We start from the raw sequence: 16,810 nt of genomic DNA on the forward strand, positions 1-16,810 counted from the left end.
CGTGGCTACGCTGGAGGGGTCGAGCGGGTGTGTCCACCGAGGGAACATGACTTGACAGTCATGTCAGTTTATTGGACACTCACGAGGGTGAGCAAGTCATCTGCCAGTACACCTTCCGTACCGCCACCCGCTGACACCCTGACCGCGCGGGGCCGAAAGACGCGCGACGGTTTGCTCGATGCAGCGCGCAAGGTCTTCGAGGAGGTCGGGTTTCTCGACACTCGAGTCGAGCAGATAGTCCAGGAAGCCTCCGTCTCCTACGGGACGTTCTACCGGTACTTCGAGTCGAAAGACGATGTGTTCCAGGAGCTGAGCATCCGGCTCTTCGAGGACGTACACCGCCGTGAACCTCTCGACTCCGACCTGTCGCCGGCCGCCAGGCTCATCGCAACCAACCGGTTGTACTACCAGGCATATCGCAGAAACGCGAAGTTGATGGCCATCGTCGAGCAGGTCGCGACCTTCAATGCCGAATTTCGCGCACTTCGGCACGAGCATCGTCGACAACTGATCGAGCGAACATCCCGTGCAATCGCTCGGTGGCAGGACCAAGGCCACGTTCGTGAGTCACTCGATCCGGTGATGGCAGCCCGCGCCATGTCCGCGATGGTCGACCACACGCTGTATTTGTGGCTCGTTCAGGGCGACGAAGCAGATGAGGAGATCTTGCTCGATACCCTCGATCAGATGTGCATCGGGGCGCTCGGCCTCGACGTTGCCTCCACATAGCCCTCCACATAGCCCTCGCGCATCGATCCTCACGGTGTGGATTCACCGTGAGGATCGATCCGTGGTCACGTGAGCGTCGTGCGCATCAGTCGATCTCGTTGCGGGACAAGGTGTCACCGAAACTCTGCGGCGATGTCCCGGCCGATGATTTCCTTCATGATCTCGGTAGTGCCGCCGTAGATGGTCTGGATCCTGGAGTCGACGTAGGCGCGGCCGATCGGGTACTCCATCATGTACCCGTACCCACCATGCAACTGCACGCAGCGGTCGACAACACGCTTCTGAAGTTCGGTCGCCCACCACTTGCTCATCGACGCGTCCACTGCCGTGAGCTCACCGGCATTCAGTGCGAGAACGGCGCGGTCGATGTGCGATTCGGTGACCTCGATCTCCGTGCGCATCTCCGCAAGGGCAAACCGGGTGTTCTGCAGATCGCCGATCGGCTTTCCGAATGCCTTTCGCTCGAACACGTAGTTCTTGGTCCACTCGTAGGCAGCGCGGGCAGCCACGATTGCAGACACTGCAATGGAGATCCGCTCGAGCGGCAGGTTCTCCATCAGATGAAGGAATCCCTTTCCTTCGGTACCGAGCAGGTTGTCGGCGCGAACGCGCACGTTCTCGAAGACCAGTTCTGCAGTGTCCTGAGCAGCCAGTCCGACCTTGTGGAGCTTGCGCCCGCGGGTGAATCCGGGAGTGTCACGTTCAACGGCAATCAGAGAGAAGCCCCTCGACCCCGCCTCGGGGTCGGTCCGGCACACGACGATCACAAAATCGGAGTGGATCCCATTGGTAATGAACGTCTTCTGGCCGTTGATCACCCACTCGTCGCCGTCCCGTACCGCAGAAGTCCGAACTCCTTGCAGATCCGACCCAGCGCCGGGTTCGGTCATCGCGATTGCGCCGATCACCTCACCACTCGCCATCCGGGGCAGCCAGCGGGCCTTCTGCTCTTCCGTGCCCAGATGCAGGACGTACGGGATGACGATGTCGTCGTGCACGCTCAACCCGGAGCCGAACGATGTAGTGGCCGTGCGGGCGATCTCCTCGAAAACAACATTCCGGAACCGATAGTCGGTGACGCCCGCACCGCCGTACTCTTCGGGAACACTGAGGCCGAGGATGCCGGACGCGCCGGCGGCGAGCCACGCACTGCGGTCGATGAGCCGATCCTCTTCCCACCTCGCGTAGTGAGGTTCGATCTCACGGGCCAGGAATTCGCGGACGGTTGCGCGGTAGTCCTCATGATCGGCTTCGTAGTGCTTGCGTTGCATCGGGTATCTGCCTCAGTCTCGGTGTTGACACGTAGGGTGTTTCTGAAACCCGGCCTGGGCCGGGTGATTGCGTTGTAGCGGAAGGTAACTCGAACAAGGTGGTACGGACGGCAAACCGAACCCCCGTTTAAAGTTCGGGCCGACTGATCGGCACATCCTTACCTGGGGTCGGCCATGAATCTCATCCAGTCACGGCCACCCTATCTAGCGCACGCTAAGTGATTCTAGCGTGCGTTGAATTACTCCGTCGACGCAGTCGGTGGCCCGTCGGCAATCGGACAGTGTCGACGCGCCACGACGCTGAATATCACTTGCGACTCTCCCGAGACGAGATGTCGGTAGAACGAAACTGCCCGGTGACCGTCGAATTCGACGGTCACCGGGCAGCGACGCAATACGTAAGGGGTGGGGATCAGCGCAGGTACTGTCCGCACACCGGCCATGCGCCGGCACCCTGACCTGCGAGGACGTTTTCCGCGACACGTTCCTGTTCTGCCTGGCTGGCGGTGTGTGCACTGCCCGAACCGCCGTAGGCCTGCCACGTGCTCTCACTGAACTGGAGTCCGCCGTAGTAGCCATTGCCGGTGTTCGCGCCCCAGTTGCCCGACGATTCGCATTCTGCGACGCCCGACCAGTCGTGGCCGGCAGCAGATGCGGTGCCGGTGCTCAGGCCGAAGACTCCGGCAGTGAGTGCGCCGGCGGTAGCGACGGAAGCAAGGACGCGAGTAACAGTGTTGTTCTTCATGTAAATGAATTCCTTTCAATTTCCGCCAGCGGAGGACGGTGACCGTCTCAGCTCCCACCACAAAGGGATGTTGTCGAATCCGAATCACGGGGTGGGGCTGGCGGTGGCGATCCGGTAATGCCCGGTTGCTTGGGCTCACTCCAAGGTAGGGGACTGTCACGGATTGGTCACGGGTAGGCGTGTCGGTGCCTGTTTGTGCAACGTATGTGCATCAGAAGGTGTTATTGCAGGTCGATCGCCGTTATTCGGGCCCGCAGAGCGTTACAGAATTGACCTGAAATGTGATGTATGTCATAACGATGACGGTCTTCAATGGCCCGAAATATGCCCGTTGAGGGTGAAAAATGACGCGGAATCGACTGTTTCGAGGTTCAAATTTAGTCGACCGACCGACCAGATTTTCGTTGCAGGACAGAAGAATTGGCGTGGATCGATCACGTGCGTCCGCAGACGCTTTGGTGCGAAGTGTCGCGGCGGCGGAGATTCTCTCGCGGCGACAGGGTCGTGTCCTCGACAGCCGACACGGCTAGAGTTCGTCGCGATTGGTCGATCCGGTCTACCCGTCGACACATCTTCTCGCTGACCTGGACGTGCCGGGGCACACATTGTCCGGTACGAACAATGCCTTAGCGGACATCTCTGTCGGACACTAAATCGGACAGATGTGCTGAAATATCCCCAAGGCATGTTGTCAGTTTCAGAAGACGACTGCACGCTCGGCGAAAGCGTGATCACCGAGTCGTTCCCCTGTCTGACTGCTGAACCTGGAGTCCGGGAATTGATCGGTGTTCCTTTCGAAGCCACTGCGTCCATTAATCGTTTCTTCCTGAGGCACTTAGTGTTGAGACACTTCGTTGATGTTGTGCGGGGATGACCAAGGGGGATGAAGTGTCGAAGATCGTGCGGTTGCTCGACAGTGAGGTCGTTCAGCGATGGGCAGCTACGGTCGCCACAATCGGATTCTCCCTCGCTGTTCTTCCTTCCCGCGTGGGTCAGGCTGCCGAACACCCCTCAGTGTGGAACTGGGTTGTCGTCGTAGTCGTAGTGGGAGGCATCGTTTCCTTCGCGGTTAATGCCGTCGCTATGTGGCGCAAGCGTTTGGCCCGAGGAACCAAGCCTGATCACACGTTTGTTGCACCCGAGGATGTTCCGTTCTTGGATGTGGAGTCGGCGATCGAATCGACAACGGACCGGATCTCGGCGATCAAGGCGTTGCGTGAACAACATCGGGGTCTCGGATTGAAAGCCGCTGCGGATCTCGTCGACGCAGCTCTCGATGAACGAAGCGAATGACCGGAGCAGCACTCGGCAGCTGCCCGCTGGGCGGATCCGTCCCAGATTCGCTCGGTTCTGGTGCAGTGATCGGCGAGACAGCGAATCCGAAGAGGTGGCGTTCACACTGCGAGCAACCCTGATACGCCAGCCGGGACAGTTCAGTCAACCTGTGGGCAGCGCAGCGACTGCGGGGTTAGATTTGACTCCAATTGAGGTCAGTCATTGGCGCCGGACTGTCACCTGAAGGGTCCACTGGCGGTCCTCCCGACGGATGGGGGAGAGCATGGATGAAGCAAAGAAGATTCTTCGCGACGATGCGGTGAACCGGGGAACTGCATTCACGCAAGACGAGCGTGCATCACTTGGCCTGGTAGGGCGGTTGCCATCAGCGGTCGAGACCCTTGATCAGCAGGCGAGACGCTCATACGCACAGTTGCAAAAGCAGTCAACGGATCTCGCGAAGTACATCTACCTCGATTCGCTCCACGAGCGCAACGAAGTCTTGTACTACCGCGTGATTGCGGATCACCTCTCGGAATTGTTACCCGTCGTGTACGACCCGACCATCGGGGACGCGATTGAGCAGTGGTCACAAGACTACCGCCAGTCGCGTGCAGTGTACCTGTCGATCGATCACGTCGACGACATCGAAATTGCCTTCGCCACACTGGAATTGGGTCCGGAGGATGTGGACCTGATCGTCTGCTCCGACGCTGAGGAGATCCTCGGGATTGGGGACTGGGGCGTCAACGGTACCGACATCGCCGTGGGGAAACTGGCGATCTACACCGCCGCAGCCGGCATCAACCCCAGTCGCGTCATCGCGGTGAATCTAGATGTGGGGACAAGCAACGAAGCGCTCCTCAACGACCCGTTCTACCTTGGGAACCGACACAGTCGCGTCCGGGGGGAGAAGTACGACAAGTTCATCGGAACCTACCTCGAGACAGTGGAGAAGCTCTTCCCGAAGGCACTGCTGCATTTTGAGGACTTCGGCCCCTCCAATGCCCGCCGTATCCTCGTAGACCACGCCGACAAGTACCGCATTTTCAACGACGATCTTCAGGGAACCGGCGCCATCGTCATGGCGGCGGTCATCTCGGGGCTGAAGGTCACCAAACAGACGTTCGCGGATCAACGACTTGTCATCTTTGGCGCTGGCACCGCCGGCACGGGCATGGCCGACCAGATCTCCGCCGCGATGAGCCGCGCCGGGCTCAGCGATGACGAGGCCCGCGCTCGAGTGTGGCTTATCGACCGCGACGGCTTGGTCACCGACGATATGCAGGACCTGCCCGACTACCAGCAAGCCTATGCCCGGCCAGCACACGAAGTCGCCGATTGGGGCGGGCGCCCTATCGACCTTCTGACGGTGGTCCAGCACGTCAAACCCACCATCCTGATCGGCACTTCGACCGCGCACGGAGCTTTCACGCAGGACGTCGTAGAAGCGCTCAGTGGCGGGGTTGAACGCCCCATCTTGCTGCCGCTCTCGAACCCGACCAGTCGTATAGAGGTCATGCCCCAGGACGCCATCTTGTGGTCCAAAGGGCAGGCGTTGATGGCGACCGGGATACCGATCGAACCGGTCGAATACAACGGCGTCACTTATCGGATCGGTCAATGCAATAACGCTCTGCTCTATCCAGGCCTAGGCCTTGGCACGATCGTGTCCGGTTCTCGTCACGTAACCGATGGCATGCTCCTTGCAGCTGCGGTCGCGGTCGCCGGTCAGGTGGATGTCTCGGAGCGGGGAGCGTCCCTCCTCCCCGACGTCGAAAACCTTCGTGCCTCGTCCGCGACGGTGGCTGTGGCGGTCGCGAAGGCAGCAGCCGATGACGGCGTCGCCACCGTGACCCACGACGACTTGGTGCAGGCCGTTCAGGATGCGATGTGGCTGCCTGTGTATCCGGCCACCCCTCAAAACAGCTGATCCTGGACAACTCAGATAGGCAGGTTGCCGATTTCTCCTAATGGCGAAACAACGCGTCGAGATGCTGCGTTGATCGGTTGGCTATGGGAGGTGAAGTTGCATCCGGGTGGCGGCCACACCGCCTCTCGGCGCGAGGCTCGGCGTGTTGACTACCTGGCACGTTGTCGCTGTTGAGGCATGGCCTGGTGTCAGTGCCGTTAGGCCGGGCTACGCAGGTATCCGTCGATCAGTATGTCGAGACCTTCGAGATAACCATCGGTCGTCGTCCCGGCCGGCCAGTCTTCGAGCACCTCGTTGAGTACGGGTAGTTCCGCGGGCCCGATTTCTCGGATCTTGATCGCAAGAGGTGACACGCTGCCTTCGGGTCGCGCGCTGTCGTCATAGATGTTGAGCAGTGCGCCGAGCGTGTAGTTCCACAGCGCTCGGTAGACCAACAGTGCGCGGCGTGGAGACATACCCAGTTCGACACACGCGGCCATGGCTCGATCGACCAGGACGACGGCGCCGCTCCCGCCGCGCCCGCCGCGCTGAAGCAACTCGATGATCCAGCGCTCCGATGCCAGCGTTTCGAAGATTGCGGTGAAGATCAAGCGAATCCGCCCGACCTGATCCTGTGGCAGGACCAGCGAACCGAGGTCTTGTGAGTACGCATCGAGAACCGCGCTGATCAGCTGTTCCTTGTCGCCCACGTGCCGGTACAGCGCCATCGGTGTGGTGCCGAGCGACTTCGCCAACGCTCGCATGCTCAATGCGTCGGCGCCGCCGGACTGAAGTTGCCGTTTCGCCTCTTCGACTATCTGCTCCGACGTGATCGTCGGGGGACGTCCGAGCCGCGGCGATCTCGGTTCCATCTTTTCGGCCATGCATCGATTGTGCGCGCCCCTGCTACGGCGCTCTCGCCCGGGGAACCTCTTGCATCTCGGTCGACAGCAAGGTAAACCTAACTACTTATGAGAACATGTATACAAATGAGGTGCCTGCAATGACAACATCAACACGGGCGGTAGCCGCGCCTGCCCTGGTCCTCACAGCCGCCGCGGCAGCACAGTTCCTGGTCGCCTTCGACATGTCGGTCATCAACGTCGCGTTACCCGACATCCAGGAATCACTGAACTTCTCCGACGCCGGGCTGTCCTGGGTCGTCAACGCGTACGCCCTCGCCTTCGGCGGATTGCTGCTTCTCGGCGGCCGACTGTGCGATGTGATGGGCACTCGCCGGGTTCTGGTCGCCGGACTTCTGCTGTTCGCCCTCGTCAGCATCGTCGGCACCTTCTCGGTGTCCGCCGAGATGCTTGTCGGCGCTCGGGCACTTCAAGGCGTCGGCGCTGCGATGATCGCGCCGGCCGGGCTCGCCGCCCTCAGCCAGGCCTTTCCCACCGGACGCGCCAGGGCCAAGGCATTCGGCATCGGCGCAATGTCATCAGCACTGGGCGGTGCACTCGGTGTAGTACTGAGCGGCATTTTGACCGAAGGACTCAGTTGGCGATGGGTGATGTTCGCCGGCGCACCGGTGGCCCTGATCGCCGCAGTTGCCGGTCCCCGCGGCCTGCCTGCCGGCCAAGCCGCTAGAGGCGGCTCCCTAGATCTCCCCGGCGCCATCTTGGCGACGGCCGGAATCACCGCCCTTGTCGGCACCGTCATCGCCACTGAATCACATTCCTGGACTTCGGGTTACGTGCTGGGCGGATTCGCGCTCACGATCGTCCTGCTGACCGCCTTCGTCACGGTCGAAAGCCGCTGCGCCACACCACTGGTACGACTGTCCACCCTCCTTCGACCCCGAATCGGACTGGCCAACGCCATCATGTGCCTGGTGTGCGCGGCACAGTTCAGCGCGTTCTTCTTCGTCTCGCTATTCTTGCAACGCGGACTGGGCTATTCGCCGACCACCACCGGTCTGGCGTTCCTGCCCTTCTGTTTCGGCCTGGTCATAGGCATCCTCGCATCCACCAAACTCCTTCCACGCTACGGAGTTCGGCCGCTACTCGTAGTCGGAACAGCGGTCGCAGCAATCGGGACTTTCATCTTCTCGACCATGAACCTCGACAGTCCCTTCTGGGCTGTCATCCTGGTGCCTTCGCTTCTGGCGAGCATCGGCATCGGCCTGTCGTTCATGCCGCTCAGCAACGTCGCCACCGCCGACGCTCCTCCCGAAGAAGTCGGCATGGCATCCGGGCTGCTGAGCACGTCGCGTCAGATCGGCGGTTCACTCGGACTAGCCGTTCTCGTGAGCGTCGCCGCGTCCTCGACGGCACGCTCGGACAGCGCGCCGACCGAAGCACTGGTTTCCGGATACTCCCAAGCCCTCTTCGTCTGCTCCGGCCTACTGCTGGCCGGCACCCTCCTGTCCTTCTTCTTCCCACGAATGGATCGTTGACCTCAGATGTTCACCACCCGAACCGCATTCGGCATCGTCTCGGCACTTCTCCTCACCGGCGCCGGTGCAAGCGCGTGCAGCAGCTACTGAGAACTTGATCGACGACGACCTGAGGCTCGAGAACTGACTTCACTTCCCGGCGAGTGATCGAACATGGCGTGGGAACCGATCAACAGTAAGTCCGAGGTATCCCAGCGCGGGGACGCAACTGAACGTTGTGTTGACGAATTTATGAAGATTATGTCCTGCGGTGCGGTCAGGAAGAGGGTGTTGGTTGCTTTGAGGATTGTTGGAGGAAGGGGCGCGGCCAGGCACCTAGAGCGAGCACGGCGAGGGTTGTCTGAATGATGCCGGTGGCGAAGTAGATGCCGTGCAGCGGCGACCAGACGAGGATGATGGCGATTTCGACGAAGACCCAGATCATCATGATTAGGCCGGCCGCGGCGTGTAGACCCCACGCCAGTGCGAACCTGCCGTACTGAGCAACGAGCGTGGTTGCCTGGCTTCCGCCGACGATCACGCCGAGGATAATGCCTGGCCAGAAGTAGGAAGTGAAGATGGTTCCTTGGATCCATTCCGGAGGGAGGCCGAACCCGCCACCAATGGTTAGTCCAGCCATTCCGAGGAGGGCGGAGAGCAGGTTGAACCATGCGACGACGGACAGGCTGATTCGGAGCGGGCGCGGAGGGAGCGGCGCTGGTTTCATGACTGTCACGATAGAATAATGCCGCTCATGCGACGCATCCGCTATTTAGTGGGTTGGTTAAGTTGCCGTGGCTGTAGCTCATGTTCCGATTATCCCAGGGTTTCTACTGCTGCTCAGGGCATTTCGGGTGTCCGGCAGGAGAAACTATCCAGTTTGTCGATGGTCAAAACGAACACCCAAACCCGTAGAAATGATCTGAGAGCGATCCGGTTAAACAGGCCAAAACGTGGCGTGCCGTGGCTGTGGCTTCACAATGTTCGGGGCAGATTGTGCGCTTGCTCGTCCGGCATCGTCAGATTCGTGATTGCCACGTAGGTGTCGGGAGCGGAGGTGTCGGGCAGCGGGTTTCCGCACGTCCCGTCAACGGGAAGATCGGCCCTTGCTGAGTTTCCTGCGTCATCGACCAGCCACATAACGGGAGTGGGAATTGTGCCGTCGGTAGGGCATTCGCCGAACCACGGTCATTTGGTCGAAGCGCGACTAAGTTAAGTTGCTCGACTACCGCGACGAAGTTGCTGAGCCCGCTGGTCTGGCGCATAAGTGCGCAGCCGCAATCGTCGGTGTACCCGCTGAATTCGCACACCACTGCCGACGTCGGGCTCAGCGAGGACAACACTGCGGATGCCATGCATATGGGCTGTCCGATCGCCACTCCAAGCGGTACTGGTGCCGGATTTCGTCGTTCGTCGAGCACTCCGAAAAACATTGCTCCAAGAGCAAGGAGAGTTGCACAGGTCCCGGGCGCTCTCAACCACGTACGCAATCGCCGCATAGCTCACACTATGGGCAACTACTGGCATTGAACTGATATCCCGAACGCCACACCAGGGGAGTGTTAATGGCTGAGACGGTAGGGGATTCGGCTATGTGCCGAATCCTATTTTCCAGCTGATGCAACGTCATCGTGAGCGAGGTCCTCATGTGTGGCCGCGGGGTAGTACACGGATGCTGCGCCGAAGGAAATGGCTGAGATTGTCAACGCAGGCCAGGCGATACTCCACCCATCGGCTCCTGCAACGGAGAGCGCAGCAGTGACGATCATCGCGACAACCACAGCCGTCGACGTTGCGAATGCGAGCCGCCACGTCGTCGGCGCCGCGGCGCGGACGTGTCGCTCGCCGACCGCGAGGACGCCCTTCCCCGTCAGGATTGCTGCCATTCCCAAAAGCGCGCCGGCAGGAAGCGAGCACAGCGACCCGAGGCAGATCGCGGTGAGAACACCACTGACATCGCTGGAATCTGCGAAGAGAAGCGCGAAGTAACTTCCGAATACAGTTCCCACGACCAGCGGCCACGCCATCGCTCGGCTCTGCCAGGAAACGTCGGAACGAGTCATACCGCGACGATACCGATCGGGTGGCAACGTCCACCTCGAATCACCTGACGATCAAGCCGCGTGCCAAATAATTCGGTAAAAAACGTGCCAAATAATTTCGGGAGTCACAGGTAAATGGGGGTTTCCGGGACCGATCACGTCCTCGATTTGCAGAGTGACGCTCTGGCGGCCATTCGATGTGATCGAGGGTGGGAAGAAGCGGCGAGTGGCGCCAAGGACGATCGCCCGGTCCTGCTCGATCTACTCAGTCACCTTCGGGCCGGTGACACCCTCGTCGTCTGGCGACTGGACAGGCTAGGTCGGTCACTCAAGCATCTGGGCGAAACTGTCGAGGACTTGCAGCGGCGCGGCGCTGCTTTCCGCTCGTTGACGGAGTCGACTGACACGTCATCGGCCGGCGGAATGCTCATCTTCCAAATCTTGGGCGCCTTAGCACAATTCGAGAGGACGCTGATCCGGGCGCGCACGGCGCAGGTTTGGCGCCGGCTCGCGCTCGTGGTCGTATCGGCGGGCAGCCCAAGCGAATTGACCCAGCGAAAGCTCGTATCATTCGTCAGGTGATCTGGATTGGCACACCCAGGATGGAGATCGCGAAGGTCCTTGAGGAACGCGACCGCGTCAGGGTCGGCGTTGCCGGGGTTGGCCAGGTTGGTGCTCACTCAGCTCACTTGGTGGTCCCGTCGCCTCCACACTGTCGACCCCTATCAGGGTTGATGTGGAGCCGAACGCCCTTATAGGCGACTGTGTACGGCACATCGTCGTCGTTGTCCGGGTCGCCGGAGCCCGCAGGGTCAGGCAGTTCCGCGATCTGCTCGATGACGATCTGTGCTCGCGCCGCACCGGGATCGAACATCTCCTGAAACGGCCCGACGAACGACCCCCCAAGGCCGCGGCTCTTCGCCCGGACCGCCGCCCACCAGAGCAACGGCAACGGGCCGAACATGGCAAACAGCAGTAAAAACCCCAGTCCCATGTCCACGAGCGTACCGACCGACCGCTATCAAACGGGCTCACGTCAGTGCGACAATCCCGGTACGGTTCGGTGTCCGCATGGTGTCAGGAGGAATGTTTCACGTTTCGAATACTGCACACCGCCAATCGACCTCCTAAGTCGTCACTGATCGGTTCAGCCTGGAAGTAATGACTGATGATCGCAGGTCGCTGGATCTGGTTCTTCCGTTGCCGTGGGAATGGCGAATAGCGTTGTCGAAAGCAATCCCTTGCGAACTCGTCGGCGTACAGCGCCATCGGGTTCTCTCTGACTGGTACACGACGAAGCCCGCCGACACCCGGAGATATCGAGTGGCTTCCAAAGAGTCGGTGGCCGTCTTGCGCCTCTCGGCACCCCGTCGAGGTGCCGCTATTCGATACAGATGCATCAATGTTGTATCTGACTGAACGGGAACCGAGTCGGGTTAACGGCACACTCGATAGACGGTTTTGCGCGTCGATGTTGGTCAGATTGATTCTGCGCTGTTTGCTGACTCGACGAACCGCGACCAGTACGGGACGCTGATAGTTCGGGGGGAGAGTGTCTTTCGGCCCTGTCCGGACAGTAACTCATTGGTGAGGTATTCGAGTAGGTTGGCCCCGTAGTAGATGATGTCGGTCTGCCACACGGAGAACACCGGTGATTCTGACGGTGAGGGCGCGGCGGGGGTGAAGCGGTGCGCGTAGATCGGGATTAGGCGCGGCCACCCCCTGAGTTCTCGGCGCACCGTTGTGGCTATGTCCTCGGTTGAGGAGGGCAATGTGCCCCACGATGGCGGCCAGAACGGCGGACTCTGATGCAGTGCATCCCATATGAATCCTTCGGCAACACTATCTAGCCATGTCTCCAGCTCGAGGTCGTCGCCGTTTCGCCAGTCCGGCCAGCGGTCACCGAGCGGTAAGGCAGTGGCGAGAAGGCTGCGGTGATCCGGATTGAAGTGAAATCCGAAGCGTTCGTGGACAGAGTCGAATTCAGCTTCGGTCAATCCGGGGCCGAGTTCGATTCCGGCGTCGTTGAGCAGTGCTGCTGCTTCGCGCCCGATGAGTGCCATCCGTGGAGTTTCGCAGATTCTTACGAAGACCGGGAATACTGCACGTTTCGAATGTGGCACCTCCTCCAGTCACAGTGGAGGTAGTCCGCTCTATAACAAGTCAGTCATCCTCGACAGACGGTTGATCTGCTTCCTCAGTGATGCGGGTACTCGCGGACAAGTTCTGGATGTTTGGCACGCAGATAGTGGCGGCTCAGTGTGACGCGTTCTGCTGCCAACCACGCCCATGCCGATCTGTCCCACTTGGCCAGTTCGGTAACAATGTCCGCGACAGTGACTGTGCCACTCTCACTTTCGCGCAGAACGACAGTGGGATCGGCCCAGTCGATTTCTGCGGCCTCATTGTCCAGTGTCCCGTGCGCTGCGATGACGGCGAGGTCCATATCTTCCGAAAACGTTCCGAATTGGACTTGGCGCTGAAAGTCGTTGTCCGCGACCATATCAAAGTCCAGTGCCGCGACTAACCAGCGGCGAGGATGGAAGAGCTTGGTTCTCACGAAGACTTGATCGCAAGAGATGGAAAGTATTCGAATCTGTGGTCCGAGCGCTGCGGCGCGGTGGGATGGCGGATCAACACGGCTCGACCGAACAACGGCAAGCCGACGTCAGAACAACGTCGATCCTCGGGGAATCCCGCGCGACGATCGATGAATTTCGTGTCGATCACGTCACGCCCTGGCGCGAGGGCAGTTCGGCGACCGTGACTGTGCGCGGGCGATCGTCGATCGGCTCCCGTTCGGCGGCAACATCATCGAAACCGACTCGCGCATGGCCGAGCTCAGCAATCCGCCTGATCCATGCACCAAGGGGTCCAGATCAAGCCGCCTTACCGGATCTGAATGAGATTGACATATTTCCTGAGGCGCCACCTAGCGTTGAAGCTATGTTGCATCCTGCCGTTCCAGCCAGTTCAAGATTGCTTGGTTAGTTTCCTTGGGCCTTTCTTGTTGGATCCAATGACCGCAGTCAAGATTGACTACTTCTACGTTGGGCACGAACTCTGTCAGTTTTTCAGACTTCGCGATGGCGTCGCGGTCGCCGTAGATCATGAGTGTGGGCTGTTGGATGATTGGGTTCACGTCTGCCAACACATGCCAGTTGCGGTCCAAGTTTCGGTACCAATTGATACTGGCCGTGAATCCTGTCGATTCGAAGGCGGAGACGAAAACGGCCAATTCGCTATCGCTCATCAGAGGCTCACCGAGCGGCGTCTCTGCTCTGGCGAGATCGATCAGCGCCATACCCGGCTGAGGCTCCCTGAGGGGTTCGTTCTTCCGGTACATGTTGCGGAGGAACCGGAAGGTGTTGTCTTCGAACACGGCGTCCGCGACGCCCGGCTGTCGATTGAAGTGGACGAAGTAGAAGTCACCGCCAAGCACGGCTTCCATGAACTCAATCCAGGGCTGCTCTCCGCGATCCTGGTAGGGCAAGCTCAGGTTGATCACTTTGTTTACCCGGTCCGGGTGCAACAGGGTCAGGCCCCACACGACAAAGGCGCCCCAATCGTGACCGACAAAGGTGGCATCTTCGTAGCCGTAGTGATCGAGAAGTGCGATGAGATCACCCGCCAAATGTTCAATGTCATAGTCCGTCACTTCGATCGGACGTGATGAATTGCCGTAGCCGCGCTGGTTCGGGACGATGACGTGGTAGCCCGCCTCGACAAGGGCGGGCACCTGGTATCGCCAAGAATAGGCGTGCTCTGGCCATCCGTGACACAGCACGATGGGTTTCCCGGCATTGTGTCGCCCTGCTTCGAAGACTTCGAGTTCCACGCCGTTGACTGGGATAAGGACGGGCTTGGGGAAGTCGGATGGATTCACGGATTCTCCTTTGGGTTGATTACCGATCGTGTGTGTGGAATGACCGGTTGCCCCGACGATAGGGAACATTGCGGACACATCGCGTCCTCGATTGTTGGCACACTGAAGAAATGCGGAACGATCCAACAGGTAGAGCGCTGCAGCTGCTGTCGCTCCTGCAGACTCATCGTTTCTGGCGCAGCGCCGAGCTCTCCGCACGACTCGAGGTCACGGAGCGAACGGTGCGCCGCGACGTTGATCGCCTCCGCGACCTCGGCTATCCGGTCGATTCCACGTCGGGAAAATATGGGGGCTACCGACTTGCAACAGGAGCACACGTGCCGCCCCTGGTTCTCGACGATGACGAGGCCGTCGCGGTAGCCGTCGGGCTACGCTACGCCGCTGAGGCAGCCATCGACGGCATCGAAGAAACGTCGCTGCGCGCGCTGACGAAAATCGAAACACTCCTGCCTCATCGCCTGCGCCGACGTGTGTCGGCGCTACATTCGAGCGTCATTTCGATGCGGCGGGCGGACGACAACGACATCGTTGATCCCGAAGCACTCAGTGTGCTCGCCGCGGCATGTCGCGACCATGAGCATGTGCGTTTCGACTATCGGAGAGGTGATGGCGAGAGCAGCAGACGGTTGGTCGAACCGCACCAACTTGTCACCGCAGGACGACGTTGGTACCTCCTGGCATGGGACCAACATCGTGGTGACTGGCGAACTTTTCGGCTGGACCGACTCTGGGAGCCCCAGCTGGCGGGCAGTCATTTCACACCACGCGAGATTCCGGGTGGTGATGCGGCGGGCTTCGTCGCGAGCGCACTCGGCTCGTCGCCCCGTCACCTCGATGCGAAACTCGTCATCGAAGCCACGTTCTCCGAACTCGAGGGTGTGCTCCGATGGATTGACCACACACCAATCGAGTTGGGGCCGAACTTCAGTGTGGTCGAGATCCGCGGTGAAGATCTCGGCCGGCTCGCCATGACGGTTGCTCGCATTGCGCTCACCGCTCCAGTGACAGTCATCGAACCAGCCGAGCTCGCCGACACCGTAAGGCAGCTCGCCATTCACCTCAGAATCTCGCCACCATGCCGGTCCCTCGTCCATCGAGATACGTGTCCGTTTCGCTCTGAACTAGGAGAATAAATGACCACTTCGGAATCGCCGCCACCGGTCTCCGCCCACCCCCCAACGTGGAAATTCGACTACCCGATCATCCATGCCGAGACTCGGGAACAGTGGCGAACTTGGCTGACGCACAACCACAAATCGGCCCGAGGCGTGTGGTTGTGCTCCTGGCGCAACACCGCCGGCCGTCAACGCTGCCCGTACCCCGAGGCCGTCGAGGAAGCCATCTGCTTTGGTTGGATCGACTCCACCAACACCATCCTCGACGAAGAGCGCGGCTTGCAACTGTTCACGCCGCGCAGACCCAAGAGTTCTTGGACCCGGCTCAACCGCGAACGCGCAGCCGATATGGAGGCGCGCGGCCTCATGACCGACGCTGGGCGCCACGCCATTGCTGCCGCGAAAGGCAACGGCTGGTGGACGATTTCCGACCAAGTAGAAGACCTCGAGGAACCGTCTGACTTGAAAGCGGCGCTGGATCGAGACCCGCGAGCTCGAAGCAACTGGGACGGTTTTCCGCCCAGCGCCCGTAAACAGATGCTGTGGTGGATCGTCAGTGCCGCTCGAGACGCGACACGGGCAAGTCGAATCGCCCATATCGTCTCCGAAGCGGCCATCGGTCAACGTGCCCGCGGCTGATCCGCAATTCGCTCGCGCCCGGCATGAAGCCGTCGCGAGCTTCGGATCACTCGGCGCCGCAACAGGTAGCGCCGCACAAGTCCTAGTGCCCGGAGTCAGTCAACCTGTGGGCCTGGCAACGCCGAGGGACAGCGCGCCCATGATTCTTGGTACACCCTTCTGATAGAAGGTGTCGAGGTTGTGGATCTCGAAGCCCGCGGTTTGCACGAGCGTCGGGATCTTGCGCGTGAGATGGCAGCCGCCTGCGACTGCTTTCTGGATCGGTTCGAAGCGGTGCTGCCAGCGTTGCACTTTCTCGTCCGGGGCAAGACCGTGTTCAACGAAATGCAGGGTTCCGCCGGGCTTGAGAACCCGTCGCACCTCGCGCAGCGCGGCGCCCGCGTCGGGGATAGTGCACATCGTCCACGTGGAGAGAGCGGCGTCGAAGGTGTTGTCGGGGAAGGGAAGTGACTGCCCGTCGAGTCCGGAGCGCTCGACGGGCACGGGTGACGCCGCGAGCCGTGTGCCCGCTAGTTTCCAGCCGAGGTCGGCGGGTTCGACGGCGCTGACCGAATCGATGGAGTCTGGGTAGAACGGGACGTTGAGACCGGATCCGAACCCGATCTCGACAACACGACCGTGCAGGTCGGCGCAGACTCGCTTGCGCGAGGGTTCGGTCAGCGACATCCCGCAGGTTGCGTTCACCAGTCGCGGAACGATGTGATCCTCGTAAAACCTCATGTCAGCCTCCCCGTTGTGTGGTTGCTGTACATCCAGCATTCCAGAATCCCGACGAATGTTGCACTGGCGACTTTGCAACGCGCTGGTGCCGATGTTGAA

At 60.4% G+C, this 16,810-nt stretch carries 15 protein-coding genes and 2 pseudogenes; 7 read left to right on the forward strand and 10 right to left on the reverse strand.

Annotation, left to right across the window (positions count from 1 at the left end):
• Positions 1 to 87: 87 nt before the first annotated feature.
• Positions 88 to 729, forward strand: coding sequence for a TetR/AcrR family transcriptional regulator (locus R4P64_RS16685; protein ID WP_095886317.1), 642 nt, complete (start codon positions 88 to 90; stop codon positions 727 to 729).
• Between the two features lie 113 nt (positions 730 to 842).
• Here R4P64_RS16685 and R4P64_RS16690 read toward each other — a convergent pair whose 3' ends face one another.
• Positions 843 to 2,000 carry an acyl-CoA dehydrogenase family protein gene (locus tag R4P64_RS16690; protein WP_033232017.1) on the reverse strand — a complete coding sequence of 386 codons (1,158 nt, stop codon included), beginning with the start codon at positions 1,998 to 2,000 and terminating at the stop codon, positions 843 to 845.
• Between the two features lie 418 nt (positions 2,001 to 2,418).
• Positions 2,419 to 2,745 (reverse strand): annotated as a pseudogene (locus R4P64_RS16695) (transglycosylase family protein); the annotation flags it as partial.
• An 870-nt stretch (positions 2,746 to 3,615) separates the two neighbouring features.
• Between R4P64_RS16695 and R4P64_RS16700 the strand changes: the two are divergent.
• Entirely contained in the window at positions 3,616 to 4,038 is a 423-nt protein-coding gene (locus tag R4P64_RS16700; protein ID WP_317821831.1) for a hypothetical protein, read from the forward strand.
• A 265-nt stretch (positions 4,039 to 4,303) separates the two neighbouring features.
• The gene (locus tag R4P64_RS16705; protein ID WP_317821833.1) at positions 4,304 to 5,953 is read left to right on the forward strand and encodes an NAD-dependent malic enzyme; all 1,650 of its coding nucleotides are present in this window, start codon (positions 4,304 to 4,306) and stop codon (positions 5,951 to 5,953) included.
• A 197-nt stretch (positions 5,954 to 6,150) separates the two neighbouring features.
• Here R4P64_RS16705 and R4P64_RS16710 read toward each other — a convergent pair whose 3' ends face one another.
• Positions 6,151 to 6,816, reverse strand: a complete 666-nt coding sequence (locus tag R4P64_RS16710; protein ID WP_317821835.1) for a TetR/AcrR family transcriptional regulator — start codon at positions 6,814 to 6,816, stop codon at positions 6,151 to 6,153.
• A 119-nt stretch (positions 6,817 to 6,935) separates the two neighbouring features.
• On the opposite strand from R4P64_RS16710, the gene R4P64_RS16715 reads away from it, so the two are divergent.
• Positions 6,936 to 8,330 carry an MFS transporter gene (locus tag R4P64_RS16715; protein WP_317821837.1) on the forward strand — a complete coding sequence of 465 codons (1,395 nt, stop codon included), beginning with the start codon at positions 6,936 to 6,938 and terminating at the stop codon, positions 8,328 to 8,330.
• Between the two features lie 256 nt (positions 8,331 to 8,586).
• On the opposite strand, the gene R4P64_RS16720 is transcribed toward R4P64_RS16715, so the two are convergent.
• Positions 8,587 to 9,036 carry a hypothetical protein gene (locus tag R4P64_RS16720; protein WP_317821839.1) on the reverse strand — a complete coding sequence of 150 codons (450 nt, stop codon included), beginning with the start codon at positions 9,034 to 9,036 and terminating at the stop codon, positions 8,587 to 8,589.
• 877 nt (positions 9,037 to 9,913) lie between these two features.
• The gene (locus R4P64_RS16725) at positions 9,914 to 10,372 is read right to left on the reverse strand and encodes a hypothetical protein (RefSeq protein WP_317821841.1); all 459 of its coding nucleotides are present in this window, start codon (positions 10,370 to 10,372) and stop codon (positions 9,914 to 9,916) included.
• A 114-nt stretch (positions 10,373 to 10,486) separates the two neighbouring features.
• Between R4P64_RS16725 and R4P64_RS16730 the strand changes: the two are divergent.
• A pseudogene (locus R4P64_RS16730) lies at positions 10,487 to 11,109 on the forward strand (recombinase family protein).
• Here the strand turns inward: R4P64_RS16730 and R4P64_RS16735 are convergent.
• The 4 genes from R4P64_RS16735 to R4P64_RS16750 all read right to left on the reverse strand — a co-directional run bounded on the left by R4P64_RS16735 (position 11,037) and on the right by R4P64_RS16750 (position 14,237).
• Positions 11,037 to 11,345: a hypothetical protein gene (locus R4P64_RS16735; protein WP_245006013.1), complete on the reverse strand. Its 309-nt coding sequence runs from the start codon at positions 11,343 to 11,345 to the stop codon at positions 11,037 to 11,039. The pseudogene R4P64_RS16730 and the gene R4P64_RS16735 sit on opposite strands and share 73 nt — an antisense overlap.
• A 484-nt stretch (positions 11,346 to 11,829) precedes the next feature.
• Positions 11,830 to 12,414, reverse strand: a complete 585-nt coding sequence (locus R4P64_RS16740) for a hypothetical protein (protein WP_317821843.1) — start codon at positions 12,412 to 12,414, stop codon at positions 11,830 to 11,832.
• Positions 12,415 to 12,548: 134 nt separating this feature from the next.
• Positions 12,549 to 12,911, reverse strand: a complete 363-nt coding sequence (locus R4P64_RS16745; protein ID WP_317821845.1) for a hypothetical protein — start codon at positions 12,909 to 12,911, stop codon at positions 12,549 to 12,551.
• Positions 12,912 to 13,295: 384 nt separating this feature from the next.
• Positions 13,296 to 14,237, reverse strand: coding sequence for an alpha/beta fold hydrolase (locus R4P64_RS16750; protein ID WP_045068098.1), 942 nt, complete (start codon positions 14,235 to 14,237; stop codon positions 13,296 to 13,298).
• Positions 14,238 to 14,347: 110 nt separating this feature from the next.
• Here R4P64_RS16750 and R4P64_RS16755 point away from each other — a divergent pair, with 110 nt between their 5' ends.
• Together R4P64_RS16755 and R4P64_RS16760 are read left to right on the forward strand one after the other, a co-directional pair.
• Positions 14,348 to 15,370, forward strand: coding sequence for a YafY family protein (locus tag R4P64_RS16755; protein ID WP_317821848.1), 1,023 nt, complete (start codon positions 14,348 to 14,350; stop codon positions 15,368 to 15,370).
• Positions 15,371 to 15,991: a YdeI/OmpD-associated family protein gene (locus R4P64_RS16760; protein WP_317821850.1), complete on the forward strand. Its 621-nt coding sequence runs from the start codon at positions 15,371 to 15,373 to the stop codon at positions 15,989 to 15,991.
• Between the two features lie 99 nt (positions 15,992 to 16,090).
• On the opposite strand, the gene R4P64_RS16765 is transcribed toward R4P64_RS16760, so the two are convergent.
• Positions 16,091 to 16,711 (reverse strand): class I SAM-dependent methyltransferase, encoded by a 621-nt coding sequence (locus tag R4P64_RS16765; RefSeq protein WP_317821852.1) that lies wholly within the window; start codon positions 16,709 to 16,711, stop codon positions 16,091 to 16,093.
• Between the last annotated feature and the right edge of the window lie 99 nt (positions 16,712 to 16,810).

Origin of the sequence: Rhodococcus sp. IEGM 1366 (assembly GCF_033142425.1) — a bacterium.
Classification (GTDB): Bacteria; Actinomycetota; Actinomycetes; order Mycobacteriales; family Mycobacteriaceae; genus Rhodococcus_F; species Rhodococcus_F globerula.